Source organism: Methylocystis suflitae (assembly GCF_024448135.1).
In the GTDB taxonomy this organism is placed as follows: domain Bacteria; phylum Pseudomonadota; class Alphaproteobacteria; order Rhizobiales; family Beijerinckiaceae; genus Methylocystis; species Methylocystis suflitae.
Genome location: NZ_JAMRYX010000171.1, coordinates 1 through 25,099, shown reverse-complemented (window position 1 = coordinate 25,099; position 25,099 = coordinate 1). Strand labels below are relative to the sequence as shown.

The following is a 25,099-nucleotide window of genomic DNA, read 5'->3' as shown; positions in this document are numbered from 1 at the left end:
CGCGAGCGTCACTCGTCGCTGTTGATTTTTGCACGCATGATGTTGGAGGGCTTGAAGGAGACGACCAGCCGCGCCGAAATCATGGCGCCTGCGCCAGTCTTCGGATTGCGTCCCAGCCGCTCCTTCTTGAAGCGTATCGTAAAGGCGCCAAAGGAAGAGAGCTTGACGTCTTCGCGCGCGACGATGCGCTCGAAGATCTCTTCGAGCACCATTTCGACGCATTTCGCGGACTCCGCCCGCGGCACGCCAACTTTCCGATGAACTGCGTCTGCAAGGTCCGAGCGGGTCACGGTGCCCCCTCTCGCCATGCGCTTTTCTTTCGCTTCGCCATTCGGCTTAGCGGTCGCGTCCCCCTTGGCCATCTTCTGCCTTACAATTCACCAAAAACGACGGTCGTGGGCTGTTCGGAGCGCGCCGGGAGGGACGACGGGGCGCTATCAATGGCGGCGCGTTAGCGCTCCGAAACCCGCCCACAGCGGGTATTCGCCACCGGCTATTGTCAGAATTTTTCAGAATTGGATGCGGAAATCAAGCGCAGGCTGTAACCGCGCGTGTAATATTTCGCGCCAATATTTGCTTACATAGAAATAGTTGTTGTATTACGCGAGCTTACCAGCGTATCAGCGCAGATCCCCATGTAAAGCCGCCCCCGACGGCTTCAAGCATGACGAGATCTCCCCGTTTGATTCGTCCGTCCGCCGAGGCGACCGCCAAAGCCAGGGGCACCGACGCGGCGGAGGTGTTGCCGTGTAAATGCACGGTGGCGATGATCTTTTCCGGCGCAATCCCGAGCTTTTGCGCCGACATGTCGATGATTCGGCGATTGGCTTGATGCGGCACGAACCAGTCGAGATCCTCGGGGGTCAGTCCAGTCGCGGCGAAAGCGTCCTTGACGACGTCGGTGACTTGGCCGACCGCGAAGCGGAACACCTCTTTCCCCTCCATGCGCAGATGACCGACGGTTTGAGTCGCGGACGGGCCGCCGTCGACGTGGAGTTTCGCGCGATGGCGTCCGTCAGAGCGCAGATGAGTCGTCAGCACGCCGCGCTCGTCGGCAGCTCCCTGCGACGGTTGCGCCTCGAGCACCATCGCGCCGGCGCCGTCGCCAAACAGCACGCAGGTGGTGCGGTCGGTCCAATCGATGATCCGGGAGAATGTCTCGGCGCCGATGACAAGCGCGCGCTTGTGGGAGCCCGAGCGTAGAAATTTCTCCGCCGTGGCGACGGCGAAAACGAATCCCGAGCAGACGGCTTGCAGATCAAACGCCACGCCGTGCGTAATGCCCAGGGCCGCTTGAATCTGCGTCGCTGTCGAGGGGAAGGTCCAGTCTGGGGTCGACGTCGCCACGACGATCAGGTCGATGTCGTCGGCGGTAATTCCCGCGTTGGCGAGCGCATCGCGCGCGGCCATTTCCCCGAGCATCGACGTCGTCTCGCCTTCCGCGGCGATATGGCGCTCCTTGATCCCGGTGCGCTGCACGATCCACTCATCGCTCGTGTCGACGAGCTTGGCCAACTCGATATTGCTGAGCGTCTTCGCAGGCAAATAGGCGCCGACGCCGAGAACGACGGAACGCAGTTGAGGCATGCTTGTCGTCACTGAGCGGCTTCCTGGGGAGGACTGGTTGAAACGGCGCCGTCATGGCCTTCGAGGCTGTGCGCCAGCGCGACAGTGTCGCGAATGCGATTGAGAAGGTCGCTGCCGGCCATCTCGTGGCCGATCTCGACAGCCCGCGCGAAGCCGACCGAATCGGCGCCGCCGTGGCTTTTGATGACGATTCCTTCGAGCCCGAGGAACACCCCGCCGTTGGTCGCCCGCGTGTCCATTTTGGCGCGCAGTTCGCGAAAGGCGCCAAGCGCCAGAAAATAGCCGAGTTTGGCGAGCAGCGAGCCGCCCATCGCCTGTTTGAGATAGGCGGCGATCTGGGCGGCCGTCCCTTCGGCGGTCTTGAGCGCGATGTTGCCGGTGAAGCCCTCGGTGACGACGACGTCGACGGCGCCCTTGCCGATGCCGTCGCCTTCCACGAAACCCCGATAATCGAAGCCGGGCAGGGCGAGGTCGCGCAGCATGGTCGAGGCGGTCTTCACCTCCTCTATGCCTTTGATTTCTTCGGTGCCGACGTTGAGCAGACCGACCGTCGGACGTTCGACTCCCAACATCACGCGCGCCATGGCCGCGCCCATGATCGCCAGATCCACGAGGTGGCTGGCGTTGGCCCCCATGGACGCGCCGACGTCGAGCACGACGGACTGCCCCCTCAGCGTCGGCCAAAGGCAGGCGAGCGCGGGGCGATCGACGCGCGCCATCGTGTGCAGACAGATTTTCGCCATGGCCATGAGCGCGCCGGTGTTGCCGGCCGAAACCGCGACGTCGGCGTCGCCTTTCTTGACCGCCTCAATTGCGAGCCACATCGACGAGACCCGCCGCCCGTAGCGCAGCGCCTGACTCGGCCTGTCGTCCATGCGGATCGACACCGACGAGTGGCGCACGTCGGCGCATTCGGCGAGGCGCGGATGGCGTTGAAGCTGCGCGCGGATCGCCGGCTCGTCGCCGATCAACAGAAAGCGGCTCTCGGGACGCCGTTCGAGCGCGTTGGCGGCGCCCGCGATGGTCACCTTCGGACCAAAATCGCCGCCCATCGCGTCGAGCGCGATCCGAACAGTTTGCGGCATTTAACTCGTTTCTCCCGACTGCGCGCCTGGATTCGCCGCCTTAACTCTTGGCTGGCCTTTGTGACGCGTCCGAGAAGCGCGTTCGCGCTCCCGCCCTTGCGGGCGACTTGCCATTTGCTGGCCATAGGCGCAAGTGCCTTCAAGCCTCGCGGCGCGGCTTGAGCCGTCCCAGGGCGGCGAAAGGCGAGGCTGCCTGAGCTCCGTCGCCAGGCTGCGGCTCGACGAAATTTGCGCCTGGCTTGCGAGGGTAGGGATCGAGCGCCAGCGTGAAAAACTCCGAAACCACCGCGCCAAGATCGACGACGCCGCCGATCAACGGATCAGGCGGATCCTCATCGAGCGTAATTTCAGTCACCTCTTCGTGGCGCCGTCGGCCGCGCGGCGCCTCCTCCGGCGGCGGCGCAAAGCGCATCTGGATGGGTTCGATGAGCTCCGAGTCGAACTCCTCGAGCGTCGTGACGCAGGTTTGCCGAAGCCTGGCGCGAAGCTCGCCCTCGATCTCCAACCTGTCGCCGCGCCGCCGCGCGCGCAGCTCTGCTTGGAGCGAATGGACGGCGGGCAGCGCATTGTGCTGCGCCAGCGCGGCGCATTCGAGCGGCGTCGCCCGGATGTCGACGTCGAGACCTTCGGGGGGCACTTCAGAGAGGGCGAGACGGCGCGAAAGCGGCGGATGCGAGTCGAAAGTGTTGTTCATGGCGCTGTCTCCATGTCGCTGTCTCCAAGTCGCGGGGGTTCCATAGAACCAGATATGTGCCTCGGCGCACGGAAGCCAGCGCTGCGCAGTGGAAGAAGAGCGTCTTGCTTTCGCTGCGTTCGAAGATTACGGATTTGGCGAGGGACTATCCACCAAAGCGCAAGCGCGCTGCGGCGTAAGATTTCGGAGACATTCATGGCGCAGGCTTTGCGCGTCGTTTCTCGTTTAGCGGCCGTGGCCGGCCTCGCTGCTTCGCTTTCCGCTTGTCTCGGCTATGAGGGCGTCGTCAACCGCGGCGCCGTGCTCGATTCGCGAAGCACCGGGCAGATCAAGCCTGGCATGCCGGCGCAGCAGGTGATGACGACTCTCGGCACCCCCTCCACAACGTCGACGGTCGGCGGCGACGCCTGGTACTACGTCAGCCAGCGTATTGAGCGCAAATTCGCCTTCATGCCACAGAATATTACCGATCAGCGCGTCTATGCGGTTTACTTCGACAAGTCGAAGAAGGTTCAGCGCGTGGCCGATTACGGCATGGAGGACGGCAAGCCGATCGACTTCATCACCCGCACGACGCCGACCGCCGGCCCCGAATATCATCTGCTCCAAGGCATGCTCTCCAAGGTGTCGAATCTCTTCTAGAGACGCCCGCTCTCGTTTCGAGACGCCGCAGCGAGTTCGCGTCTCGAACTGATGGCGTCATTGTGGCGGCAGCGACGCGGCGATCTACGCAGCTTTCTGTAATAATTGGCTTTTTAGCGATTGCGCCGCTTTGGCGCGGCCGTAATTGTGGCGCGAGCATGGCTCCGGCCGCCGATCTTTCGCCCCGCCTCGCAGGTAACCTTCTGTTTACGCAAACGTTGCGTAATTGTGGAGAACCCGCGAAGCATGACTGTCACGCTGACGAACGCCCCGCCGCCTTCGAAGGACGAGAAGGTCGCGTCGCCTCGCTCAGGCCGGCAGTCCAAGGCGTCGCCCCACGCGACCCTGCCGGGCTTACTGCTGGATCAATCCTGTTCCCCTTTGTTGCGGGCGCTTTGCGTCGCGACCCTGCTATCGGTGCTGGCTGTCCTGGCGATGACCGCTGAGCGCGACGAGACTCATCGTCCGGAGCGGACCGCGCGCACTACGCGCGTTCGCGTCGCCGCCTCTCCGCTGACGACGCTGGCGGCGCTGACGCAATCCGCCGATGACGATACGGCGCTCGACTCGGACTTCTCTTTGGACCAGGCGGCGCTCACCTGGTCGCATCGGCTGGGGAGTGACGACGCCTTCGATGCGCCGGGCGTGATGCGGTTCGGGTCGGTCAAGGTGCAGCAGTCGATCGTCGAGCGTGTCGTGAAAGCGGCGCAGACGACTGAAATGGACCCGGCGCTGCTCATGGCCATCGCCGACAAGGAGTCGAATTTCTCCTCCACCGCGAAGGCGCGGACGTCTTCCGCCAGCGGGCTCTTCCAATTCGTCGAGAAGACCTGGCTTAAAGCGATGAAAACCTTCGGTTGGCGCCATGGGCATGGCGAGACGGCGGCGGTGATCGCGAGCGACGATTCGGCGCGCGTCAGCGGACAGAAGCGGGCGCGAATCTTGGGCCTGCGCAACGATCCCTATCTTTCCGCGGTTCTCGCCGCCGAAATGCTTAAGAAGGACAGCTCCAGGATCGCCGAGAAGCTCGGCCGTCCTCTGACCCGCGGCGAAACCTACCTCATCCATTTCCTGGGTCCGGACGACGCAGAGCGCTTCATGCGGACCATGGACGAGGCGCCGCACACGTCGGCGGCGTCGCTGCTGCCGAGGCCGGCGCGCGCCAACAGGCCGATCTTCTACGAGCAGCAGGGCCGCCGGCTCAAGGATCGCTCGGTCCGTGAGGTGCACGAGGCCTTCGAGACGATGATGGACAAGCGCACCAGCCGCTATGAGGACGTTGCTGCGAAACTGCCGGGAGGCGCAACCGCCTATGCCGAATAGGCGCGCCGAATCTTCGCCGTCGGCGCTCGAGCAGGTTCCGAAAAAGTTGACAGACTTTTTCGATGAGAACCTGCTCAACATTTTGATTTTGAGCGATTCCTTATCGATCACATGATTCCATGTGATAGGGAAGCGCTCTAGGCTGAAACGGCGGTTTTCCCAGTCATCAGGTCGAGATTCTGCACGGCCGCGCCAGCCGCGCCCTTGCCGAGATTATCGAGCCGGGCGACGAGCACGGCGTGACGGCGCGCCTTATTGGCGATGACAAAGACCTCCATATCGTCGGTTCCATTCAGCGCCAGTGGGTCGAGCTTGCCGCTCGCCGGCGCGGCCGCGAGCCGGACATGTTTCGCCTCGGCGTAGTGACCCGCATAGGCGCCTTCGAAATCCTCGGCTTTGGGCTTGCTAGGCAATGCGTCGAGCGCGAGCGGTATCGAGACCAGCATGCCCTGCCTGAAATTGCCGACCGAGGGCACGAAAAGAGGCCGCTCGGAAAGCTTCGAATAGGACATGATCTCGGGCACATGTTTGTGCTCGAGCCCAAGTGCGTAGAGCTCGAACGCCGGCGCTTCGCCGCGCTCATAGGCTTCGATCATCTGCCGTCCGCCCCCCGAATAGCCCGAGATGGCGTTGATCGTCAGCGGCTGGTCCGACCGGATAAGCCCGGCGTCGACGAGCGGACGGATGAGCGCGATCGCGCCCGTGGCGTAGCAGCCGACGTTGGCCACCCGGCGCCCGCGGGCGATCGCCGCCGCCTGTCCTTCGCAGAGCTCCGCGAAGCCGTAGACCCAACCCTCCGCTACGCGATGCGCGGTGGAGGCGTCGAGCAATCGCGGGCCGCCCGCGCCGAGGGCGTCGCAGAGCGCGACGGTTTCTCTGGCCGCATCGTCCGGCAGACACAAAATCGCGATGTCGACGGAAGCGAGAATGTAGCGCTTCGCGGCGACGTCCTTGCGCGTCTCCTGTGGGAGCGCGTGGAGCGAAATGTCCGCGCGACCAGAGAGCCGCTCGCGGATTTCGAGCCCGGTGGTGCCGGCGTCGCCGTCGATGAAGATCTTCGTTTTTGTCGTCATGGCCCGCATCTAATCGATTTGGCGAAAGAGAAAAAGGATTGTCGCGAAGAACCTTCACGCGTTTTTGACGCGCGCGGCGCGCCATCCTATAGCGCGGCGGGACGCGTCCACCGCAATTCGGGCGCAGCGCAGTCGCAAGCGGGAGCCGATGGTCGACAGTCCATGCGTAAAGATCTGCGAACTCGATCAGGACGGCGTTTGCGCCGGCTGCGGCCGCACGCGCGCCGAGATCGCCGGCTGGACGTCGATGTCGGCGGCGCAAAAGGCAAAGGTCGTCGAACTGGCCGAGCGGCGCAAATCCGCACGTCGCAAAGAAGCGCGCGCCGGCAAATAATCCTTTGAAATGGATTGGCGCCAGCTTGATCGTCCCTACCTTGCATTTGAGGGCGAAATCACTCGCGCCCGCTTCCAAAGGAGGAGCGGCCATGGCGAAACAGGTCGCGGAAAGAGACGGCGCGTTGCGGGCATATGCGCTGCGGTTGGTGGATTCGGTCTACAACGCCTCGGTCTATACGGTGATCGGCTACACCGCGCTCTTGGCCATGCTTGCGGTCATGGCGTTGGCGGTCTGCTTGAAAATCATTTACGTGCCTGAATTCCACCCCTGGTAGCCGCATTCTTTGCCAAAGCGCCTGCTGATCGTCGCGCATGCGCCGTCGCGCCATACCGAGCGGCTGAGGGACGCGGCCCTTGCCGGCGCGCGGGCGCCCGAGATCGAGGGGATCGAGGTTGAGACGCTCAGCCCGTTCGCGGCGACGCCCGAACATGTTCTCGCCGCTCAGGCGGTCATTCTCGGAACCACCGAAAATCTCGGCTACATGAGCGGCGCGCTCAAGGACTTCTTCGATCGTTGCTACTATCCCTTGTTGGAGCGCACGCAAGGCCTGCCATACGCGCTTTACATTCGCGCCGGCCATGATGGAACAGGAACGCGGCGCGGCGTCGAGACGATCGTGACGGGCCTGCGCTGGCGGGCGATCCGCGAGCCGCTCATCTGCCGGGGCGAATGGCGGGAGGACTTCGTGGACGCCTGCCGCGAACTGGGTATGCTCGTCGCGGCAGGCCTCGACGTGGGGGCCATTTGAGCCGATCAAGCCATCGTCTATAGAAGCCGCGCGGGCCGCAGGCCGGCGCGAACGATGGTCCGGCGGAACGAATGCAGCGAAGCGACGATTTCCTCGGCCATCCGCGCGGGCTCGCCTTTCTCTTTGCTTCAGAAATGTGGGAGCGCTTTTCCTATTACGGGATGCGGGCGCTTCTCGTCCTCTACATGGTGAATTATCTGCTCACGCCGGAGCGCATGGACACGGCGCTCGGCCTTAACGCCTTGAAGCGCGGGCTCGAGACGCTTTCCGGCCCGCTCGGTCCGCAACCTTTCGCCTCGCAAATCTACGGGCTCTACACCGGCCTCGTTTATCTCGCGCCGATTCTGGGCGGGGCGATCGCCGACCGCTGGTTAGGGCGCACGCGCACGATCGTGATCGGCGCGGCGTTGATGGCCATCGGCCATTTCATGATGGCCTTTGATCGCCTGTTCCTGATCGCGCTGCTTTGCATCGCCTTCGGTTGCGGCGGCTTCAAGCCGAACATCTCCGTCCAGGTCGGGGAGCTTTACGCGCGCGCGGACGCCCGTCGTGACCGCGCTTATTCGATTTTCTATGTCGGCATTAATATCGGCGCGTTCTTCGCGCCGCTAGTTTGCGGAACAGTTGGGGAGAGGATCGGCTGGCATTATGGCTTCGCCTGCGCGGGCGTCGGCATGGCGATCGGCCTCGCGACTTACGTGATGGGCCTTCCGAGCCTGCCGTCCGAGCCGATGCGCGGCGTAAGGCGTGCGCCGACGGCGCAGGCGCGCGCGCAGTTTCGCCGGTCATTCACCATCCTCATGCTGCTCTTTGCGCCTTCCGCGCTGTTCTGGGCGGCCTTTGAGCAGCAGGGCAACACGATCGCGCTCTGGGCGGCGCAATCCACCGACCGCGGCGTCGATGTTTTCGGATGGCGCGCCGAAATTCCGGTGACGTGGTTTCAGGCCTTCAATCCGCTGATGATCTTTCTCTTCACGCCGCCGCTCGTTTCCTTTTGGAGCCGGCTCTCTCGGGCTGGGCGCGAGCCCTCGACAATCAGTAAAATGTCGCTTGGTTGTCTCGGCGTCGCGGTGAGCTACGGCGTCATGGCGCTCGCGGCCTGGACGAGCGACGGCGGCGCAGCGAGCTGGCTTTGGCTCCTCGCCTTTTTTGGCGTCATCACCGTCTCGGAGCTGCATTTCTCGCCGATCGCCCTGTCGCTCGTGTCGCATGTCGCGCCGGAAGGATCGCGCTCGGCGCTAATGGGCGTATGGTTCACGTCGATGTTTCTCGGCAATCTCCTGGCGGGATGGCTCGGCAGTTTGTGGTCGAGCCTGTCCAACGTGTATTTCTTCCTGCTCATGGGCGCGCTCGGCGTCGTCGGCGCGCTGATCGTTGAGGCTGCGCGGCGACCGCTTGGCGGCCTCCTGTCTTCCCGCTAGGTCGCGTTGACCTGAAGGATTGAACGAAGCCGCTATCGCCATCATGGCCTCTTGGCCGGGGGCGATCGCGAGGAGATGTTAGCCGAGCCGGCACGGTTTAAGTTCCAAGGATGAGGAAGCCCTTCATCCGATCGCCCTGCCTGGCGGTCCCTCGCCATTGCCGTTTCCCCCCGAAACTGTCATATCGCGCATGATGAAGCGCGCGACGGCGCCGCCTGCCGCAGCCTTCGCCGCAACCTTGGGCCGTCGGCTGTTTCGTTGAAACGAAAGGCCGCTCCAGGTTATTGTTTTAAACGCGTCTCCCGCATCGGCGCAAAAGCCGCTTTGGCGACAGAGACGCATTCGCGAGCCGTGACCGCATGAGTGGCGTCAACCAGATCCGAACCGCCTTCCTCGACTATTTCGCGCATAATGGGCACGAGAAAGTCGCGTCGTCTTCGCTTGTGCCGCACAATGATCCGACGTTGATGTTCACCAACGCCGGCATGGTGCCATTCAAGAATGTCTTCACCGGCGTCGAGAAACGCGCCTATGCGCGCGCCGCCTCGGCGCAAAAATGCGTGCGCGCCGGCGGCAAGCATAACGACCTCGACAATGTCGGCTACACCGCGCGCCACCACACCTTCTTTGAAATGCTGGGCAATTTCTCCTTCGGAGACTATTTCAAGGAAGGCGCGATCGAGCTCGCCTGGAATCTCATCACGCGCGAATTCGGGCTCAACGTCGATCGGCTGCTCGTCACGGTCTATCACGATGACGACGAGGCCTATGATCTGTGGAAAAAGATCGCCGGCTTCAACGACCGCCGCATCATCCGCATCGCCAGCGCCGACAATTTCTGGAGCATGGGCGACACCGGCCCCTGCGGCCCCTGCTCGGAGATCTTCTACGATCAGGGCGAGGCGCTCAAAGGCGGTCCGCCCGGCAGCCCGGATGAGGACGGCGATAGGTTCCTGGAGTTCTGGAACCTCGTCTTCATGCAATATGAGCAGGTGGCGCCGGGGCAACGCGCGCCGCTGCCGCGCCCCTCGATCGACACCGGCATGGGTCTGGAGCGCATCGCCGCGCTGATGCAGGGCGTGACCTCCAATTACGACATTGATCTGTTTCGCGCGCTCACCGGCGCCGTCGCCGATTTCACCGGCGCGCCGGTCGACGGCCCGCAGGGCGCGAGCCATCGCGTCATCGCCGACCATCTGCGCGCCTCCTCTTTCCTCGTCGCCGACGGGGTCACGCCGTCGAACGAAGGCCGCGGCTATGTGTTGCGCCGAATCATGCGCCGCGCCATGCGTCATGCGCAGCTTCTCGGCGCGAAGGAGCCGCTGATGTGGAGGCTGGCGCCGACGCTCGTCGCCGAGATGGGCCTGGCCTATCCGGAGCTCGTGCGCGCGCAGTCGCTCATCGCCGACACGCTGCTGAGCGAAGAGACCCGCTTTCGCGCGACCTTGGCGCGCGGCCTCGCGATCCTTGACGAGGAGACGGCGGCGCTCGGGCAGGGCGACAAGCTTTCCGGCGAAACGGCGTTCAAGCTCTACGACACCTACGGCTTTCCGCTCGATCTCACCGAGGACGCCTTGCGTCCGCGCGGCATTGGCGTCGACAAGGAGGTCTTCAACGCCGCGATGGAGCGCCAGCGTGCGGACGCGCGCAAGGCCTGGGCCGGCTCTGGCGAAACCGCGACCGAAGCGCTTTGGTTCGCGCTGAAGGAACGTCTCGGCGCGACCGAATTCCTGGGCTACGAAACGGAAAGAAGCGAAGGCGTCGTCACCGCCATTATTCATGACGGCGGCGAGGCCTTTTCGCTCAACGAGGGCGCGCGCGGCGCGCTGATCCTCAATCAGACCCCCTTCTATGGCGAATCGGGCGGACAGGTGGGCGACGTCGGCCTGATGCGCGCCCGCGGCGTGCGCTTCCGAGTCGAAAACACCGTCAAAAAGCTCGGCGACCTCATCGTTCACGAGGGCGTCGTCGAAGAGGGCGAGATCACGCCCGGCCTCGCGCTCGAGCTCGACGTCGACCACGAGCGGCGCACGCAGGCGCGCGCCAATCATTCGGCCACGCACATTCTGCATGAGGCGCTGCGGCAGGTGCTCGGCGAGCATGTTGCCCAGAAGGGGTCGCTCGTCGCGCCGGATCGCCTGCGCTTCGACTTCACCCATCCGAAGCCGCTCACCGATGAGGAGCTGGCGCGCGTCGAGACGCTCGCCAACGAGATTGTTCAGAACAATGCGACGGTCGAGACGCGGGTGATGGCGCAGGACGACGCCATCCGCTCCGGCGCGCGCGCGCTCTTTGGCGAGAAATACGGCGACGAAGTGCGCGTCGTCTCGATGGGGCCGGTGAGCCCTGGCGCCGCGCATCCCTTCTCCGTCGAGCTGTGCGGCGGCACGCATGTTTCGCGCACCGGCGATATCGGCCTCATCGCCATTGTCGGGGAGGGCGCGGTCGCGTCCGGCGTGCGCCGCATCGAGGCGCGGACCGCCGAGGGCGCGCGCAGCCAGCTTGTCGCGCAGTCGCGCGCGCTGCGCGACATGGCGGCGCTGATGCGCGCGCCGCTCGAAGATGCGCCGGCGCGGCTTGCCGCTCTTCTCGATGAACGCAAGCGGCTTGAACGCGAACTCGCGGACGCCAAGCGCAAGCTCGCGATGGGCGGCGGCGCTGTCGACGGCGCGGCCGAGAAGCCGAGGGACATCGGCGGCGTCAAGCTCCTCGCGCGCGCGGTCGAAGGCATCGACGCCAAGGATTTGAAGTCGATGGTCGACGACGCCAAGAAGGCCATCGGCTCGGGCGTCGTCGCGATCGCCAGCGCCTCGCCCGACGGCAAGGCCGGCATCGTCGTCGGCGTCACCGACGATCTCACGGCGAAATACAGCGCCGTGGATTTCGTACGCGTCGCGAGCGTCATGCTCGGCGGCAAGGGCGGCGGCGGCCGCCCCGACCTTGCGCAGGCGGGCGGCCCCAACGCCGCCGCCATCGATCAGGCGCTCGCCTCCGTCGAGGACGCGTTGCGCGGAAAAGCAGCAGCGCCATGAGCGAGCCGGACCGGCGGCGCGGTCTGGCTTTGTTGCGGCGGCGCGTCCACGTCGTCCTGGACGGCGGCAGCCACGACAGGGTGGCGCGCGTCGTCCATCGCGGGCTGATCGGTCTTGTTTTGCTGTCAGTCGTTTCGGTGATCTTCGAATCGGTGCCGGAATACAGCGACCGCTATGAGGACATCTTCAACCTCATTGAATATGTCGCCGTCGCCGCCTTCACGCTCGAATATGTCTTGCGCGTCTGGTGCGCGCCTGAACATACGCTCTACGCGCGCCGCTCGCCGATGGCGGCGCGGCTCGCCTTCATCGCATCAGGCTGGGCGCTGATCGACCTCGCCGCTTTCCTGCCCTTCTATCTTTCGTTCTACTTCTCGGCGGATCTGCGCGTCTTTTTGATGCTGCGCCTGCTGCGATTCTTCAAATTCGCGCGCTATTCTCCAGGCATCCGCACCTTGCTCGCCGTGATCGAAGCCGAGCGCAAGGCGCTGCTCGCCTGGCTGATCATTCTGTTTGGCGCGGTGCTTTTCTTTTCGACGGCGATGCATATCGCCGAACATGAGGCGCAGCCCGAAAAATTCGGCACGATTCCGGACGCCATGTGGTGGGCGATCGAAACGGTGACGACCGTCGGCTATGGCGAAGTCATTCCGCTCACGCTGGCGGGCAAGCTCATCGCCTCCTTCGCCATGGTGACGGGCTTTCTGCTGCTGGGCCTGCCGGTCGGCATTCTCGCCACCGCCTTCGCTGAAGAGATTCACCGCCGCGAATTCGTCGTCACCTGGACGATGGTCGCGAGCGTGCCGCTGTTTCGCGGTCTCGATGCGGCCGGGATCGCCGAGATCATGCGTTACCTTCGGGCGCAATCCATACCCCGGGGCGCAATGATCGTGCGCAAGGGCGATCCCGCCCATTCGATGTATTTCATCGCAGAGGGCGAGGTTGAAGTCGCGCTGCCGCATGAAAACGTCACGCTCGGCGAAGGGCAGTTTTTCGGCGAGATCGCCGTGCTGCGCAAAACGTCACGCACCGCCGACGTGCGGGCGACCGCGGCGACGAAACTCCTCATTCTCGACGCTTATGATCTGCAGACGCTGACCAAGCGCAATCCGGAAATCGGCGACGCGATACGCGAGGTCGCCCAGTCGCGATCGGGATTCGCGCCCGTCGAGCGGCACGGCGATATCATCGAGGCCGAACTCGAAGAACCAGCGGCGTCGGAAGAAACGGACGAGGCATAGATCACGCTGGGTTTGAGCGGTTCCGCGTGAGAGCGCCGTGGATGCCCGTGACAAGCGCGGGCATGACGCGGAGAGGAAGCGCCTCGCGAGCAAAGGGTCGCGGGCAAGCCGTATTGAACACTAGAAGTTGGTCGTCTCTCTACGCCACTCAGCCGTCATGGCCGGGCTTGTCCCGGCCATCCACGCCGAGAAGCAGCGCAAGCGCTGAAACTTTCGAAGCGGCGCCGCGTGGATGCCCGCGACAAGCGCGGGCATGACGCGGAAATGCTCGGCAAAAGCTGTAGAGAGGGGCTTTCCCGCGCGGTCTGATCAGGCGCCGATCGCCGCGCGCAGTTCCTGCAGTTGAGAAAGCTTGTCGGAAGCGGCGAGACGCGCGTCGTCCGACTTGGCGTCGGAGAAGTCTTCGCGCGCGTTGCGAATGTCGGCGTCGACCTTGGCGATGTCGACTTCGGAAAGCGGAATCGCCTGTTCGGCGAGAATGGTGAAGCCGGAGGCGTTGACGTCTGCGAATCCCCCGCGCACGAAAAGCTTCTCGACCTTGCCGTCGCCGCCGGCGACCGTCACCACGCCGGCCTTCAGCGTGGTCATGACCGGGGCATGGTCCTTGAGCACGGTGAACTGGCCGTCGGCGCCAGGCGCGACGACCGATTCGACCTCGCCGGAGAAGAGATGCTTCTCGGGAGAAACGAGTTCGAAGTGGAATGCAGCCATGATGTTCTCCGACGGCGCTTTGCGTCCAGCCCGTCATGGCCGGGCTTGATCCGGCCATCCACGAAAACAGATCAGCGACCTGGCCGGAGCACGCCCGGCCAGACGCTTTGTAAAAGTTACGCCGCTTCCTTGGCGAGCTTCGCGGCCTTTTCGACCGCCTCTTCGATGGAACCAACCATGTAAAAGGCGGCCTCCGGCAGATGGTCGTATTCGCCTTCGACGAGGCCCTTAAAGCCTTTGATCGTGTCGGCGAGCGCGACGAGCTTGCCGGGCGACCCGGTGAACACTTCCGCGACATGGAAGGGCTGCGACAGGAAGCGTTCGATCTTACGGGCGCGGGCGACGACGAGCTTGTCCTCTTCGGAAAGTTCGTCCATGCCGAGAATGGCGATGATGTCCTGCAGCGACTTGTAGCGCTGCAGGGTCGACTGCACCTTACGGGCGACGTCGTAATGCTCCTCGCCGACGATCGCCGGCGACAGCATGCGCGAGGTCGAGTCGAGCGGATCGACCGCCGGATAGATGCCCTTTTCAGCGATCGAACGCGACAGCACGGTCGTGGCGTCAAGATGCGCGAAGGAGGTGGCGGGCGCCGGATCGGTCAGATCGTCGGCCGGCACGTAAATCGCCTGCACCGAGGTGATCGAGCCCTTGGTGGTCGTGGTGATGCGCTCCTGCAGCGCGCCCATGTCGGTGGCGAGCGTCGGCTGATAGCCCACCGCCGAGGGGATGCGGCCCAAGAGCGCCGAGACTTCCGAACCCGCCTGCGTAAAGCGGAAGATGTTGTCGACGAAGAACAGCACGTCCATGCCGCGGTCGCGGAAATCCTCGGCGACGGTGAGGCCCGACAGCGCGACGCGCATGCGCGCGCCCGGCGGCTCGTTCATCTGGCCGTAGACCAGCGCGCATTTCGAGCCTTCGCCGCCGCCCTTCTTGTTGACGCCGCCCTCGATCATCTCGTGATAGAGGTCGTTGCCTTCGCGGGTGCGCTCGCCGACGCCGGCGAAGACGGAATAGCCGCCATGCGCCTTGGCGATGTTGTTGATGAGTTCCATGATCAGCACGGTCTTGCCGACGCCCGCGCCGCCGAACAGGCCGATCTTGCCGCCCTTGGCGTAAGGCGCGAGCAGATCGACGACCTTGATGCCGGTCTCGAGAATCTGCGCTTCCGTCGCCTGCTCGGCGTAGGAGGGCGCCGGCTGGTGGATGGCGCGGCGCGATTTCGTGAGCATCGGACCCGCCTCGTCGACCGGCTCGCCGATGACGTTGATGATGCGCCCAAGCGTCTCGTCGCCGACCGGAACCGAAATCGGCGCGCCGGTGTCGGTGACTTCCTGTCCGCGCACCAAACCTTCGGACGAATCCATCGCGATGGTGCGAACGGAATTTTCGCCCAGATGCTGCGCGACTTCGAGAACGAGGCGATTGCCTTGGTTCGTCGTCTCGAGGGCGTTCAGAATCTCAGGCAATTGCCCGTCGAACTGCACGTCGACGACGGCGCCGATGACTTGGGTGATGCGCCCGCTGGGCTTATTGGCGGCCATGTTTCGTCCTCGTCCTAAAATGACTCAGAGCGCCTCGGCGCCCGAGATGATTTCGATGAGCTCCTTGGTGATCATCGCCTGACGCGACCTGTTGTAGATCGTCGTCTGCTTCTTGATCATGTCGCCGGCGTTGCGCGTCGCATTGTCCATCGCGCTCATGCGGGCGCCTTGTTCGGAGGCGGCGTTCTCGAGCAGCGCGCGGAACACCTGCACGGAGATGTTGCGCGGCAACAGCGTCGAGAGAATTTCGTCCTGTCCCGGCTCATACTCGTAGGAAGCCTGCGGACCTTCGACGGGCGGCGCGTTTTCGTTTGAGGGAATTTGCGCCGGGATGAGCTGCTGCGCGGTCGGAATTTGAGCGATCACCGATTTGAAGCGCGAGAAGAACAGCGTCGCGACGTCGAAGCCGCCCTCTTCGAACATGCGGATGATCTTCTTGCCGATCTCATCGGCGGTGTCGAAGCCCATCTGCTTGACGCCGCGCAGCTCGATGACCTCGATGATATTGCGCTCATATTGGCGGCGGAGCTGCTCGAAACCCTTCTTGCCGACGCAGAGGATCTTGACGGTCTTGCCCTGATCCTGCAGCCGCGCAATGTGCTCGCGGGCGAGACGCACGATGGAGGAATTGAAGGCGCCGCACAGGCCGCGCTCAGCGGTGGCGACGATCAGCAGATGCGTCTCGTCCTTGCCATTGCCGGCGAGCAGCGCAGGTCCGCCCGCCGTCACGCCGGAGGCGAGATTGGCGAGCACCGACTCCATCCGTTCGGCATAGGGACGCGCCGCCTCCGCCGCCGACTGGGCGCGGCGCAATTTCGCGGCGGCGACCATCTGCATGGCCTTGGTGATCTTCTGCGTCGCCTTGACGGAGGAGATGCGGTTTCGAAGATCCTTTAGCGAGGGCATATCGTTTTGCCTGTCTCGTTTTTCCAACGCCCGTCCTGGCCGGGCTTGTCCCGGCCAGGACGAGACGCTCGTTACGCGAAGGACTTCGCGAAGCTCTCGACGACGTTCTTGAGTTTCGCCGCGGTCTCGTCGGTGAGATCCCTCGTCGTGCGGATGCTCTCGAGAATGTCGCTGTGCTGCGAGCGCAGCAGCGCGAGCAGGCCGTCCTCGAACGCACGCACGCGATTGACCGGCAGCGGATCGAGATAGCCGTTGACGCCGGCGTAGATCACGCAGGTCTGCTCTTCCATCTTCAACGGCGAGAACTGCGGCTGCTTCAAGAGTTCGGTGAGGCGGGCGCCGCGATTCAAGAGGCGCTGCGTCACCGCGTCGAGGTCCGAGCCGAACTGGGCGAAGGCGGCCATTTCGCGATACTGCGCGAGTTCGCCCTTGATCTTGCCGGCGACCTTCTTGGTCGCCTTGGTCTGCGCCGAAGAGCCGACGCGCGAGACCGAGAGGCCGACGTTCACCGCAGGACGGATGCCCTGGTAGAAGAGATCAGTCTCCAGGAAGATCTGGCCATCGGTGATCGAGATGACGTTCGTCGGAATATAGGCCGACACGTCGTTCGCCTGTGTTTCGATGACCGGCAGCGCGGTGAGCGACCCGGCGCCGCGATCGTCGGAAAGCTTCGCGGCGCGCTCGAGCAGGCGCGAATGCAGATAGAAGACGTCGCCCGGATAGGCTTCGCGGCCCGGCGGGCGGCGCAGCAGAAGCGACATCTGGCGGTAGGCGACGGCCTGCTTGGACAGATCGTCATAGATGATCACGGCGTGCATGCCGTTGTCGCGGAAATATTCGCCCATCGCGCAGCCGGAGAAGGGCGCGAGGAACTGCATCGGCGCCGGATCGGAGGCCGTCGCAGCGACGATGATCGAATATTCGAGCGCGCCGCGCTCTTCGAGCACCTTGACGAATTGCGCCACGGTCGAGCGCTTCTGGCCGATGGCGACATAGACGCAGTAGAGCTTCGCCTTCTCGTCGTCGCCGTCGTTCAAGGACTTCTGATTGAGGATCGTGTCGAGCGCGATGGCGGTCTTGCCGGTCTGACGGTCGCCGATGATCAGTTCGCGCTGGCCGCGGCCGATCGGGATCAGCGCGTCGACGGCCTTCAGGCCCGTCGCCATCGGCTCATGTACGGATTTGCGCGGAATGATGCCTGGCGCCTTGACGTCGACGCGGGCGCGCTGCGCCGTCTTGATCGGCCCCTTGCCGTCGATCGGATTGCCGAGCGCGTCGACGACGCGGCCCAGGAGCTCCTTGCCGACGGGAACCTCAACGATGGCGCCGGTGCGCTTGACCGTCTGGCCTTCCTTGATGGCGCGGTCGTCGCCGAAAATCACGATGCCGACATTGTCGGTTTCGAGATTGAGCGCCATGCCCTTGGTGCCGTCCTGAAATTCGACGGTCTCGCCGGCCTGCACATTGTCGAGCCCGTAGACGCGCGCGATGCCGTCGCCGACGGACAGAACCTGGCCGACCTCGGTGACTTCGGCCTCGGCGCCAAAGTTGGCGATCTCCTTTTTGAGGATCGCGGAAATTTCTGCGGCGCGGATATCCATCAGCCGACCTCTTTCATGCGTGTGCGGATTGAGTTGAGCTTGGTGCGCACGGAGGCGTCGACCATGCGTGAACCGATTTGGACGATCAGACCGCCGATGATGGACGGATCCGTCGTCACCTTGAGATCGATGGTCTTGCCGCCGGTGACGCCGGCGAGCGTCTCGCGCAGCGCGGCTTCATGATCCGGCTTCAGCGGCGCCGCGATCGTCACGTCGGCGCGCACCAGGCCCTTCGCCTTGTCGTGCAGGCGGCGATAGGCGGCGATCATGTCGGAGATGACGAAGAGGCGGCGCTTGGCGGCGGCGAGACGGATGAAATTGGCGGCGATGCCGGAGATCTGGCCCTTGTTGAGAACCGGCTCGAGGGCCTCGAGCTGCTCCTTGGCGGAGAACACCGGGCTTTTGACCATGCGCTTGAGATCGTCGCTGCCGTCCAGCAGAGTCTTGAATCGATCAAGCGCCGTGGCGACCTCATCGGCGGCGTTGTTTTCCGTCGCCAAATCATAGAGGGCGGAGGCGTAGCGACCCGCAACGCCCGATAAGGAATCTCCGTCTTGAGCCACTTGGTTCGCTCGTCAATCTACGTCGTTTGGAGACGCCGCTCGCAGTGCAAATTGCACAGTCGCGACGATTAAGCGGTTAGCCTCAAACGACGGATGCTGTAGGAAAAGGAACGAGGGCCGCTGCGCCCCAGCTCCAAGGCGAGCGTCCCCTAACACAGGCGTTTTGGGGGCGCAACCCTGTCACATTGCCGCGATTTTTGGCGCCGGCCCAAATCCGGCCAAGCAACAGCTATCGAAGGAGACATAATTCATGACCAGAGCGGTCGTCGGAATAATCGGCGGGTCAGGCGTTTATGATCTACCAGGGCTCGCAAACATCCGCCGCGAGCGGGTCACGACGCCCTGGGGCGAACCTTCTGACGAACTTGCCTTTGGCGAACTGGGCGCGACCCAGGCGGTCTTTTTGCCGCGGCATGGGCGTGGCCATCGGCTCTCGCCCTCGACCATCAACTACCGCGCGAATATCGACGCGATGAAGCGCGCCGGCGTCACCGATCTGATTTCGGTCTCCGCCTGCGGCTCGTTCAAATCCGAGCTTTTTCCGGGACTCTTCGTGTTGATCGATCAATTCGTCGATCGCACCTTCGCGCGGCAATCCTCTTTTTTTGGCGACGGCTGCGTCGCGCATGTGTCGATGGCGCATCCGATCGCGCCGCTGCTCTCCGCTCGCATCAGCGCAGCGGCGAAGGCCGAGGGCATCGATCATGTCGCCGGCGGAACTTACGTCTGCATGGAAGGCCCGCAGTTTTCGTCCTACGCCGAATCGCTCACCTACAAGGGCGCCGGCTATGACGTGATCGGCATGACGGCGATGCCCGAAGCCAAGCTCGCGCGCGAAGCCGAAATCTCCTACGCCACCGTCGCCATGGTGACGGATTTCGATTGCTGGCATCCCGAGCACGACAATGTCGATATCGCCTCGGTGATCGCGGTCGTTCAGAAGAATTCGGCGACGGTCGCGCGATTGCTGGCGCGGGTTCTGACCGATTTTTCGCGCGAACACGAGCGCTGCCCGATCGGCTCCGACCGCGCGCTTGATAACGCCATTATCACCGCCCCGGAGGCGCGCGATCCGGAACTGCTGAAGAAGCTCTATGCGGTGATGAAAAGGGTGAATGGGGGGTGAGGGGCGAATCACCGTCGGCGACGAGCCTCACCCACGAACTGAGCGAGAGGCTGCGCAGCGCTGGCCAAATCCAACGCGGAAAGCTGATCTTGCGACCAGCTTTCGCCAGCCTGCCCAGTCGGTTGTAGGCTAGGAACAATGTCCCGTGAACCTACCTCCTCAACCCCCTCGCTTCTTCCCTTTCGCGAGCGGGCGCCGTGGTTCGGCGGCGATCTGCAGACCCTGCGCAACATCATTATTGGCGGACCGCCCGAGCTTTCGGGCGGCGAGCGGCTGCTGCTCGCCATGCCCGATGGCGACCTTCTGGCGGCGCGGCTCGATCGGCCGGCTGCGGAAACGAACGCGCCGCTCATCGTCCTGACGCATGGGCTCGCCGGCTCCGAATCGAGCCCGCATGGCGTCGCCACGGCGCGTTATCTCGTGAGCCAAGGCTGGCCGGTGCTGCGCCTCAATCTGCGCGGCGCGGCGCCCTCGCGCGCCACCTCGGGCGGGCGGTACCACGCCGGCAAGACCGAGGATCTCGTCGCGGCGCTGCGCGGCCTGCCGGCGGAACTCGTGCGTCGCGGCATTGTGCTGATCGGCAATTCGCTCGGCGGCAATCTCGTGCTGAAATTCGTCGGCGAAGGCGGCCATGGGCTGCCGGTTCACGCCGCCGTCGCCGTGTCGACGCCGATCGACTTGGCTGCGTCCTGCGCCCGCCTGATGGCGCCGCGCAATTTCGTCTATCATCGCTACATGCTCAATGAGATGAAACGCGAGGCGCTGGCGCCAAGCGCCGCGCTCACCGCCGCGGAGCGCGCCGCGATCGCCGGCGCCCGCAATCTTTACGAATTCGACGACCGCTTCGTCGCGCCGCATTTCGGCTACCGGGGCGCACAGGACTATTACGAATCCAACGCCGCGAAGAATTTCCTCGCCGGCGCAACGCTGCCGACGCTGATCCTGCACGCGCTCGACGACCCCTGGGTCCCTGCGGAGAATTACAGGTCGATCGACTGGTCGAATCTGCCGGCGATCGAGACGGCGTTGACGCAGGGCGGGGGACATATGGGGTTCCATGGCGCGGGCAGCCTGACGCCCTGGCATGATCGCGTCACGGCGCAGTGGCTCAAGCAAAAAGGCCTCGGCCCTCAACGCATGTTCGAGACGAAGTGAGACCGCAGCAATGAATGCACGCCAGACGATGGTGTTCGGCGACAACGCCGACGACTATCGCGCCTTTCGCCCGCATTATCCCGACGCGCTTTTCGCGTGGCTCGCGAGCGTCGCGCGGCAGGATCGTCTCGCCTGGGATTGCGGCGCGGGGAGCGGGCAGGCGGCGCTCGGACTGTCGCGCCATTTCACGCGCGTGCTCGCGACGGACCCGGATTCCCGGCAGCTGGCGCTCGCGCCAAAAGAGCCCAATGTCGACTATCGCCTGGCGCGCGCGGAAGACGATCTCGGCCTGCGCGCGGAGGTCGATCTCATCGCCTGCGCCTGTTCGATCCACTGGTTCGACCTGCCGAAATTTTACGTAAACGCGCGGCGCGCCTTGCGCCCGGAAGGAGTCATCGCGGCATGGACCTATGACTGGCCATGCACGGGCGTCGCACCGATCGATGCGATCCTGCGCAGGCTCAAAGAGGATATTCTCGGCCCCTTCTGGGCGGAGAACTCGGCGCTCTATTTCGAGCGCTACGAGACCCTGCCGTTTCCGTTCAAGGAAATCGACTGCCCGCCGTTTCAGACGCCCGTTGCGCGATCGAAAAGCGATCTCGTGAGCTTTCTCAAGACCTGGTCCGCGGTCGAGAAATACAGACTGCATTATGGCCGCGATCCGCTGGCGCTCGTCGATCGGGAGTTGGAGGAGGCCTGGCGCGCGCATCCTCCGGATCTGCCGCTGTGCGTCCCGCTTTACATGCGCTGCGGCGTCAACACGCCGTGAACTTAAGTATTGGCGAGCGCTATCCTACGTGTCGCCCGCAGCTTTCCCTAATTTTGCCTGTTTCTTGGCGACGATGAAGAGTCGTCGCGTTGAGCCAATGCCGTATTTTCCCGAGGGAATCATTCAGCAAAGGACAGCAATATGCTTGAGGCGGGCAAAATCTATAAAGTCACGACGCTAGTGAATTGTGATGGCGCCTGGGACGAAGAGATCGATCTGTGGACCGTCACAGCGGTCGAAGGCACCTGCGCCAAGCTCAGCAATGAGAGTCGCGAAAGCCGGATCGTCGATACGGCGTCTTGGAATTTCGTCAAAGCCGAAGCGATCGAATAGGTTTGATTAGCAGGTTCCGAAAAAGTTGCAGGCTTTTTCGATGAGAACCTGCTCCGACATTTTGAGCGATTCCTTATCGACCACATGGTTCGATGTGATCGGGAAGCGCTTAGCGGCTGTTGGGGATAATGTCGTCCCCACGAACCATCGCTGCGCGGGCGCCGAAGCGCTGCTATTTGCGCTTCATCAGCCGGCATCTTTCGTTAAGCCGGATTCGCTGCATAAGCCGAAGCGCCTTCTGGCGTCGTCGTTCGGACAGCCGTTCTCGGCGGCCTAGGCGTGGGCCGACGCGAAGAGTGACGCCGCCAAGGCAGCTCCAAACCAAGCCTTCATAAACTCCTCCAAAGACTATCTGAGACTGCTATTGAGCTTAACTTAGTCCGAGCTTTTAAAAACGTGGTAGCGTGACAAATCCATTTTTCCACCACCGCAGCGCTTCGTCCTTGCCTGCTTGAGTGAAGCGGCCGTCAAATGGCTAATGCGCGAATTGCCCGAGAGGATTTCAATGTCGCAATTCACCGTCAACGCCGCTCGCATCGATCCCTACAAAAACTTCAAGTTCCGATTGAAGTGGGACGGACGCTATGTCACGGGCGTCTCGCTCGTCGGGCCGTTGCGGCGCACGACTGAAGTTGTTGGACATCGGGAGGGCGGCAGCCCGTCATTGGCGCGCAAGCTGCCGGGCGTGACGACCTTCGCGCCGATCGTCGTCGAACGCGGAGTCTCGCATGATCTTGAATTCGAGCGCTGGGTGAACAAGGTCTGGAATCCTGACGGCGCTGCAGGCGTTGAATCTTCGCTCAAGGATTTCCGCAAGGACGTCGTCCTCGAACTTCTCAACGAAGCAGGCCAGGTGGCGATCGCCTATGTCATCCGCCGCTGTTGGCCGTCTTGCTTCGAGGCGCTGCCGACGCTCGACGCCAATGGCGCGGCCGTCGCCATTCAGCGGCTCGTGCTCGAAAACGAAGGCTGGGAACGAGACCTTTCCGTCACCGAGCCGGCGGAGCCATCCGATGATTGACCTGCGCCGGATGCGGCGCTGTGGCTCGGCGGCGCCAGTCGCGCTATGAAGGAGTGAGTCGGCGTCGACGCCGCGCGCATCGGGAGGCGGGGATGTATAAGAAAATTCTGGTGGCGGTGGAGATCGGCGAGGAGGAAGTCACGCAGCTCGCGCTCGACGCGGCGGTGGCGCTCGCAAAAGTGGAGCATGAGGCTGAGCTTCGGCTCGTCAATGTCCAGCCGCTCGTTCCGGTGGCCTTCATCGACTACATTCCGCCCAATTTCGACGAGGAGATGCGCGAGGCGACCGAAAAGGACCTCGCAGTGCTGCGTGGCAAAATCGCCTATCCGGCGGATCGCGTCTCCTCGATCGTGCGCTTCGGCGCGGTCTACCCGGAAGTGCTCGCCGAGGCCGAGGAATGGGGCGCCGACCTTATCGTGGTCGGTTCGCATCGTCCGACGATGGCGACCTATCTTTTGGGCTCCAACGCCAAGACCATCGTGCGTCACGCCAAATGTTCGGTGCTTGTCGTGCGCAAATAGGGCGCGGTGACAGGCGCCGGGCGCGCGGCTAGACTTCGAAAATGCTCCGATTCGCGGCTGTAGCGATTACGACTTGCCTTTTGTTCGCCGCCGGCGCCGCCGCGGCGAAAGCGCCTGTCGACGCCCAACTGCTGAAGCGCGGGCGGGCGATCGCGCAAGCAAATTGCGGCCGCTGCCATGCGGTCGGCGCGCGCGGCGTCAGCGCCAATCCCAAGTCGCCGCCGTTCCGCGATCTTTCGCGAAAATATCCGCTGCACAATCTCGAAGAGGCACTGGCCGAGGGCATTGTCGTCGGCCATGAGGGCGTCGAGATGCCGCAATTCCGGCTCAGCGCCGCGCAGATCGAAGCGCTGCTCGCCTATCTCGGCTCCATCCAGAGGTAGACCTGCGCGCCGCCGGCGCGGGAATGAATCGAGATGGGTGATCTTCCGATCGACAGGCTTTTCGCGGGGCGCCCGCGCGAGATCGCGCCAGGCCGCAGGAGCGCGATCCGCAAGTCGCCGCTGGCGCCGCCCTGGCGCATCGAGGCGGAGGGCCTCGTCGGCGATCGACAGGCGGATCGGCGCCATCATGGCGGCGTCGAGAAAGCGCTGCACCACTATCCACGCGAACATTACGACGCTTGGCGCGCGGATTTGCCGGAGCTTGCGAATGAATTTGTGGCGCCCGCCTTCGGCGAGAACATCTCGACGAGCGGGCTCACCGAAGCCGAGGTCTGCGTCGGCGACGTCTTCGCGCTCGGCGGCGCGCGCCTGCAGGTGAGCCAGGGGCGACAGCCCTGCCTGACTCTCAATTTCCGCTTCGGCCGGCGCGACATGGCGCGGCGCACGCAGGAGAGCATGCGCTGCGGCTGGTACTACCGCGTTCTCGAAACGGGCGCGGCGCAGCCGGGCGACTGTCTGCGGCTCATGGAGCGGCCGCGCGCCGATTGGCCGCTCGCCCGACTTTTCGCCTTGCTCTACGTGCGGCCGCGCGCTTTCGACGAACTCACTGAGATGGCCGTGTTGCCCGAGCTCGCGGAAAGCTGGCGGGCGCTCGCGCGCAGGCGGATCGAAAGCCGCAAGGTGGAAGACTGGGGGCGGCGGCTCGGAGAATAGCTTATCGAATAGCTTGGCGGATAGGCGTGAAGCAGCTTAGTGACAAAGTCGTTTGCGCCCGGCGGCGCCATAGGCGACGTTGACGATGCAGCCCACGGCCATGCTGGGCGCTGCACACATCTTGTAGGCAAGCGATGAAAGACTTGGACAGGAAGCAACACCCGACGGTGCGTCGATTGCTGGATCTGATGGATCCGATCGGCTACCTGCTCACCGAAGTCTTTCACCTTCTGGGACTGTTCGCGATTGGCGGCGCGACGGTCTGGGCCGCGGCGAAAGCATTTCTCGAAATGGCGTCAAAAGGTCACGCGACCATCGAAGACCTGTTGCTGCTCTTCATCTATCTGGAAATAGGCTCGATGGTCGGCATCTATTTCCGCACCAACCACATGCCGGTGCGCTTCCTGCTCTATGTCGGCATCACCGCGCTCACCCGCCATATGATCGGCTATGTGCAGACGGAGTCGGTCCCTGACGTCGGGATACTGATCCTCGCCGGCGCGACTCTTGTTCTCGCGCTCGCGGTGCTCACGATCCGCTACGCCTCGGCGCGATTTCCCTCCAAGGCC

27 protein-coding genes are annotated in these 25,099 nt (G+C 63.8%); 17 read left to right on the top strand and 10 right to left on the bottom strand.

Annotated elements, in window-relative coordinates; all coding sequences use genetic code 11:
• Positions 1-8: 8 nt before the first annotated feature.
• The 4 genes from NEI07_RS12845 to NEI07_RS12830 form a co-directional block, all read right to left on the bottom strand.
• Positions 9-362: an integration host factor subunit alpha gene (locus NEI07_RS12845; protein ID WP_256035038.1), complete on the bottom strand. Its 354-nt coding sequence runs from the start codon at positions 360-362 to the stop codon at positions 9-11.
• Positions 363-609: 247 nt separating this feature from the next.
• Positions 610-1,587, bottom strand: a complete 978-nt coding sequence (locus NEI07_RS12840) for a beta-ketoacyl-ACP synthase III (RefSeq protein WP_256035055.1) — start codon at positions 1,585-1,587, stop codon at positions 610-612.
• An 8-nt stretch (positions 1,588-1,595) separates the two neighbouring features.
• Positions 1,596-2,672, bottom strand: coding sequence for a phosphate acyltransferase PlsX (gene plsX, locus NEI07_RS12835; protein ID WP_256035037.1), 1,077 nt, complete (start codon positions 2,670-2,672; stop codon positions 1,596-1,598).
• Between the two features lie 139 nt (positions 2,673-2,811).
• Positions 2,812-3,366, bottom strand: a complete 555-nt coding sequence (locus tag NEI07_RS12830) for a YceD family protein (protein ID WP_256035036.1) — start codon at positions 3,364-3,366, stop codon at positions 2,812-2,814.
• Between the two features lie 195 nt (positions 3,367-3,561).
• Between NEI07_RS12830 and NEI07_RS12825 the strand changes: the two genes are divergently transcribed.
• Together NEI07_RS12825 and NEI07_RS12820 are read left to right on the top strand one after the other, a co-directional pair.
• On the top strand, positions 3,562-4,008 hold the full coding sequence (locus tag NEI07_RS12825) for an outer membrane protein assembly factor BamE (protein WP_256035035.1): 447 nt from the start codon (positions 3,562-3,564) through the stop codon (positions 4,006-4,008).
• Between the two features lie 246 nt (positions 4,009-4,254).
• Positions 4,255-5,331 carry a transglycosylase SLT domain-containing protein gene (locus NEI07_RS12820; RefSeq protein ID WP_256035034.1) on the top strand — a complete coding sequence of 359 codons (1,077 nt, stop codon included), beginning with the start codon at positions 4,255-4,257 and terminating at the stop codon, positions 5,329-5,331.
• 137 nt (positions 5,332-5,468) lie between these two features.
• Here NEI07_RS12820 and argC read toward each other — a convergent pair whose 3' ends face one another.
• On the bottom strand, positions 5,469-6,404 hold the full coding sequence (gene argC / locus NEI07_RS12815) for an N-acetyl-gamma-glutamyl-phosphate reductase (protein ID WP_256035033.1): 936 nt from the start codon (positions 6,402-6,404) through the stop codon (positions 5,469-5,471).
• 148 nt (positions 6,405-6,552) lie between these two features.
• Between argC and NEI07_RS12810 the strand changes: the two genes are divergently transcribed.
• The 6 genes from NEI07_RS12810 to NEI07_RS12785 all read left to right on the top strand — a co-directional run bounded on the left by NEI07_RS12810 (position 6,553) and on the right by NEI07_RS12785 (position 13,183).
• Entirely contained in the window at positions 6,553-6,738 is a 186-nt protein-coding gene (locus NEI07_RS12810) for a DUF1289 domain-containing protein (protein ID WP_256035032.1), read from the top strand.
• Positions 6,739-6,829: 91 nt separating this feature from the next.
• Complete coding sequence (locus NEI07_RS12805) at positions 6,830-7,015, top strand: hypothetical protein (RefSeq protein WP_256035031.1); 186 nt, start codon at positions 6,830-6,832, stop codon at positions 7,013-7,015.
• Between the two features lie 9 nt (positions 7,016-7,024).
• Positions 7,025-7,489 (top strand): flavodoxin family protein, encoded by a 465-nt coding sequence (locus tag NEI07_RS12800; protein ID WP_256035030.1) that lies wholly within the window; start codon positions 7,025-7,027, stop codon positions 7,487-7,489.
• 71 nt (positions 7,490-7,560) lie between these two features.
• On the top strand, positions 7,561-8,910 hold the full coding sequence (locus NEI07_RS12795) for a peptide MFS transporter (protein ID WP_256035029.1): 1,350 nt from the start codon (positions 7,561-7,563) through the stop codon (positions 8,908-8,910).
• Between the two features lie 359 nt (positions 8,911-9,269).
• Positions 9,270-11,942 carry an alanine--tRNA ligase gene (alaS, locus tag NEI07_RS12790; protein ID WP_256035028.1) on the top strand — a complete coding sequence of 891 codons (2,673 nt, stop codon included), beginning with the start codon at positions 9,270-9,272 and terminating at the stop codon, positions 11,940-11,942.
• On the top strand, positions 11,939-13,183 hold the full coding sequence (locus NEI07_RS12785) for a cyclic nucleotide-gated ion channel (RefSeq protein WP_256035027.1): 1,245 nt from the start codon (positions 11,939-11,941) through the stop codon (positions 13,181-13,183). Before alaS ends, NEI07_RS12785 begins: the two co-directional genes overlap by 4 nt.
• 309 nt (positions 13,184-13,492) lie before the next feature.
• Here NEI07_RS12785 and NEI07_RS12780 read toward each other — a convergent pair whose 3' ends face one another.
• The 5 genes from NEI07_RS12780 to NEI07_RS12760 all read right to left on the bottom strand — a co-directional run bounded on the left by NEI07_RS12780 (position 13,493) and on the right by NEI07_RS12760 (position 18,508).
• A complete protein-coding gene (locus tag NEI07_RS12780) occupies positions 13,493-13,894 on the bottom strand; it encodes a F0F1 ATP synthase subunit epsilon (RefSeq protein ID WP_256035026.1) in 402 nt (133 codons plus the stop codon).
• Positions 13,895-14,010: 116 nt separating this feature from the next.
• A complete protein-coding gene (gene atpD / locus NEI07_RS12775) occupies positions 14,011-15,438 on the bottom strand; it encodes a F0F1 ATP synthase subunit beta (RefSeq protein WP_175092505.1) in 1,428 nt (475 codons plus the stop codon).
• 24 nt (positions 15,439-15,462) lie between these two features.
• Positions 15,463-16,344: a F0F1 ATP synthase subunit gamma gene (locus tag NEI07_RS12770; RefSeq protein ID WP_256035025.1), complete on the bottom strand. Its 882-nt coding sequence runs from the start codon at positions 16,342-16,344 to the stop codon at positions 15,463-15,465.
• 71 nt (positions 16,345-16,415) lie between these two features.
• Positions 16,416-17,945 carry a F0F1 ATP synthase subunit alpha gene (gene atpA, locus NEI07_RS12765; protein WP_256035024.1) on the bottom strand — a complete coding sequence of 510 codons (1,530 nt, stop codon included), beginning with the start codon at positions 17,943-17,945 and terminating at the stop codon, positions 16,416-16,418.
• Entirely contained in the window at positions 17,945-18,508 is a 564-nt protein-coding gene (locus NEI07_RS12760) for a F0F1 ATP synthase subunit delta (RefSeq protein ID WP_256035021.1), read from the bottom strand. The genes atpA and NEI07_RS12760 overlap by 1 nt, the downstream gene beginning before the upstream one ends.
• A gap of 250 nt (positions 18,509-18,758) precedes the next feature.
• Between NEI07_RS12760 and NEI07_RS12755 the strand changes: the two genes are divergently transcribed.
• The 9 genes from NEI07_RS12755 to NEI07_RS12715 form a co-directional block, all read left to right on the top strand.
• The gene (locus NEI07_RS12755) at positions 18,759-19,634 is read left to right on the top strand and encodes an S-methyl-5'-thioadenosine phosphorylase (protein WP_256035019.1); all 876 of its coding nucleotides are present in this window, start codon (positions 18,759-18,761) and stop codon (positions 19,632-19,634) included.
• Between the two features lie 138 nt (positions 19,635-19,772).
• Positions 19,773-20,789 (top strand): YheT family hydrolase, encoded by a 1,017-nt coding sequence (locus tag NEI07_RS12750; protein ID WP_256035017.1) that lies wholly within the window; start codon positions 19,773-19,775, stop codon positions 20,787-20,789.
• A 10-nt stretch (positions 20,790-20,799) separates the two neighbouring features.
• Complete coding sequence (locus NEI07_RS12745) at positions 20,800-21,558, top strand: class I SAM-dependent methyltransferase (RefSeq protein WP_256035015.1); 759 nt, start codon at positions 20,800-20,802, stop codon at positions 21,556-21,558.
• A gap of 141 nt (positions 21,559-21,699) precedes the next feature.
• Positions 21,700-21,891 (top strand): hypothetical protein, encoded by a 192-nt coding sequence (locus NEI07_RS12740; RefSeq protein ID WP_256035014.1) that lies wholly within the window; start codon positions 21,700-21,702, stop codon positions 21,889-21,891.
• A 505-nt stretch (positions 21,892-22,396) separates the two neighbouring features.
• On the top strand, positions 22,397-22,912 hold the full coding sequence (locus NEI07_RS12735) for a phage tail protein (protein WP_256035013.1): 516 nt from the start codon (positions 22,397-22,399) through the stop codon (positions 22,910-22,912).
• 92 nt (positions 22,913-23,004) lie between these two features.
• Positions 23,005-23,433, top strand: a complete 429-nt coding sequence (locus NEI07_RS12730) for a universal stress protein (protein WP_256035011.1) — start codon at positions 23,005-23,007, stop codon at positions 23,431-23,433.
• A gap of 41 nt (positions 23,434-23,474) precedes the next feature.
• The gene (locus NEI07_RS12725) at positions 23,475-23,816 is read left to right on the top strand and encodes a c-type cytochrome (protein ID WP_256035009.1); all 342 of its coding nucleotides are present in this window, start codon (positions 23,475-23,477) and stop codon (positions 23,814-23,816) included.
• 33 nt (positions 23,817-23,849) lie between these two features.
• Complete coding sequence (locus NEI07_RS12720) at positions 23,850-24,530, top strand: MOSC domain-containing protein (protein WP_256035007.1); 681 nt, start codon at positions 23,850-23,852, stop codon at positions 24,528-24,530.
• Positions 24,531-24,664: 134 nt separating this feature from the next.
• Positions 24,665-25,099: phosphate-starvation-inducible protein PsiE (locus tag NEI07_RS12715; protein WP_256035004.1), on the top strand; the 435-nt coding region annotated here is incomplete at its 3' end.

Coding starts and splice junctions, on each gene's coding strand:
- NEI07_RS12845 (WP_256035038.1), bottom strand. CDS start 362: ATGGCCAAGGGGGACGCGACCGCTAAGCCGAATGGCGAAGCGAAAGAA.
- NEI07_RS12840 (WP_256035055.1), bottom strand. CDS start 1,587: ATGCCTCAACTGCGTTCCGTCGTTCTCGGCGTCGGCGCCTATTTGCCT.
- plsX (WP_256035037.1), bottom strand. CDS start 2,672: ATGCCGCAAACTGTTCGGATCGCGCTCGACGCGATGGGCGGCGATTTT.
- NEI07_RS12830 (WP_256035036.1), bottom strand. CDS start 3,366: ATGAACAACACTTTCGACTCGCATCCGCCGCTTTCGCGCCGTCTCGCC.
- NEI07_RS12825 (WP_256035035.1), top strand. CDS start 3,562: ATGGCGCAGGCTTTGCGCGTCGTTTCTCGTTTAGCGGCCGTGGCCGGC.
- NEI07_RS12820 (WP_256035034.1), top strand. CDS start 4,255: ATGACTGTCACGCTGACGAACGCCCCGCCGCCTTCGAAGGACGAGAAG.
- argC (WP_256035033.1), bottom strand. CDS start 6,404: ATGACGACAAAAACGAAGATCTTCATCGACGGCGACGCCGGCACCACC.
- NEI07_RS12810 (WP_256035032.1), top strand. CDS start 6,553: ATGGTCGACAGTCCATGCGTAAAGATCTGCGAACTCGATCAGGACGGC.
- NEI07_RS12805 (WP_256035031.1), top strand. CDS start 6,830: ATGGCGAAACAGGTCGCGGAAAGAGACGGCGCGTTGCGGGCATATGCG.
- NEI07_RS12795 (WP_256035029.1), top strand. CDS start 7,561: ATGCAGCGAAGCGACGATTTCCTCGGCCATCCGCGCGGGCTCGCCTTT.
- alaS (WP_256035028.1), top strand. CDS start 9,270: ATGAGTGGCGTCAACCAGATCCGAACCGCCTTCCTCGACTATTTCGCG.
- NEI07_RS12785 (WP_256035027.1), top strand. CDS start 11,939: ATGAGCGAGCCGGACCGGCGGCGCGGTCTGGCTTTGTTGCGGCGGCGC.
- NEI07_RS12780 (WP_256035026.1), bottom strand. CDS start 13,894: ATGGCTGCATTCCACTTCGAACTCGTTTCTCCCGAGAAGCATCTCTTC.
- atpD (WP_175092505.1), bottom strand. CDS start 15,438: ATGGCCGCCAATAAGCCCAGCGGGCGCATCACCCAAGTCATCGGCGCC.
- NEI07_RS12770 (WP_256035025.1), bottom strand. CDS start 16,344: ATGCCCTCGCTAAAGGATCTTCGAAACCGCATCTCCTCCGTCAAGGCG.
- atpA (WP_256035024.1), bottom strand. CDS start 17,945: ATGGATATCCGCGCCGCAGAAATTTCCGCGATCCTCAAAAAGGAGATC.
- NEI07_RS12755 (WP_256035019.1), top strand. CDS start 18,759: ATGACCAGAGCGGTCGTCGGAATAATCGGCGGGTCAGGCGTTTATGAT.
- NEI07_RS12750 (WP_256035017.1), top strand. CDS start 19,773: ATGTCCCGTGAACCTACCTCCTCAACCCCCTCGCTTCTTCCCTTTCGC.
- NEI07_RS12745 (WP_256035015.1), top strand. CDS start 20,800: ATGAATGCACGCCAGACGATGGTGTTCGGCGACAACGCCGACGACTAT.
- NEI07_RS12740 (WP_256035014.1), top strand. CDS start 21,700: ATGCTTGAGGCGGGCAAAATCTATAAAGTCACGACGCTAGTGAATTGT.
- NEI07_RS12735 (WP_256035013.1), top strand. CDS start 22,397: ATGTCGCAATTCACCGTCAACGCCGCTCGCATCGATCCCTACAAAAAC.
- NEI07_RS12730 (WP_256035011.1), top strand. CDS start 23,005: ATGTATAAGAAAATTCTGGTGGCGGTGGAGATCGGCGAGGAGGAAGTC.
- NEI07_RS12725 (WP_256035009.1), top strand. CDS start 23,475: ATGCTCCGATTCGCGGCTGTAGCGATTACGACTTGCCTTTTGTTCGCC.
- NEI07_RS12720 (WP_256035007.1), top strand. CDS start 23,850: ATGGGTGATCTTCCGATCGACAGGCTTTTCGCGGGGCGCCCGCGCGAG.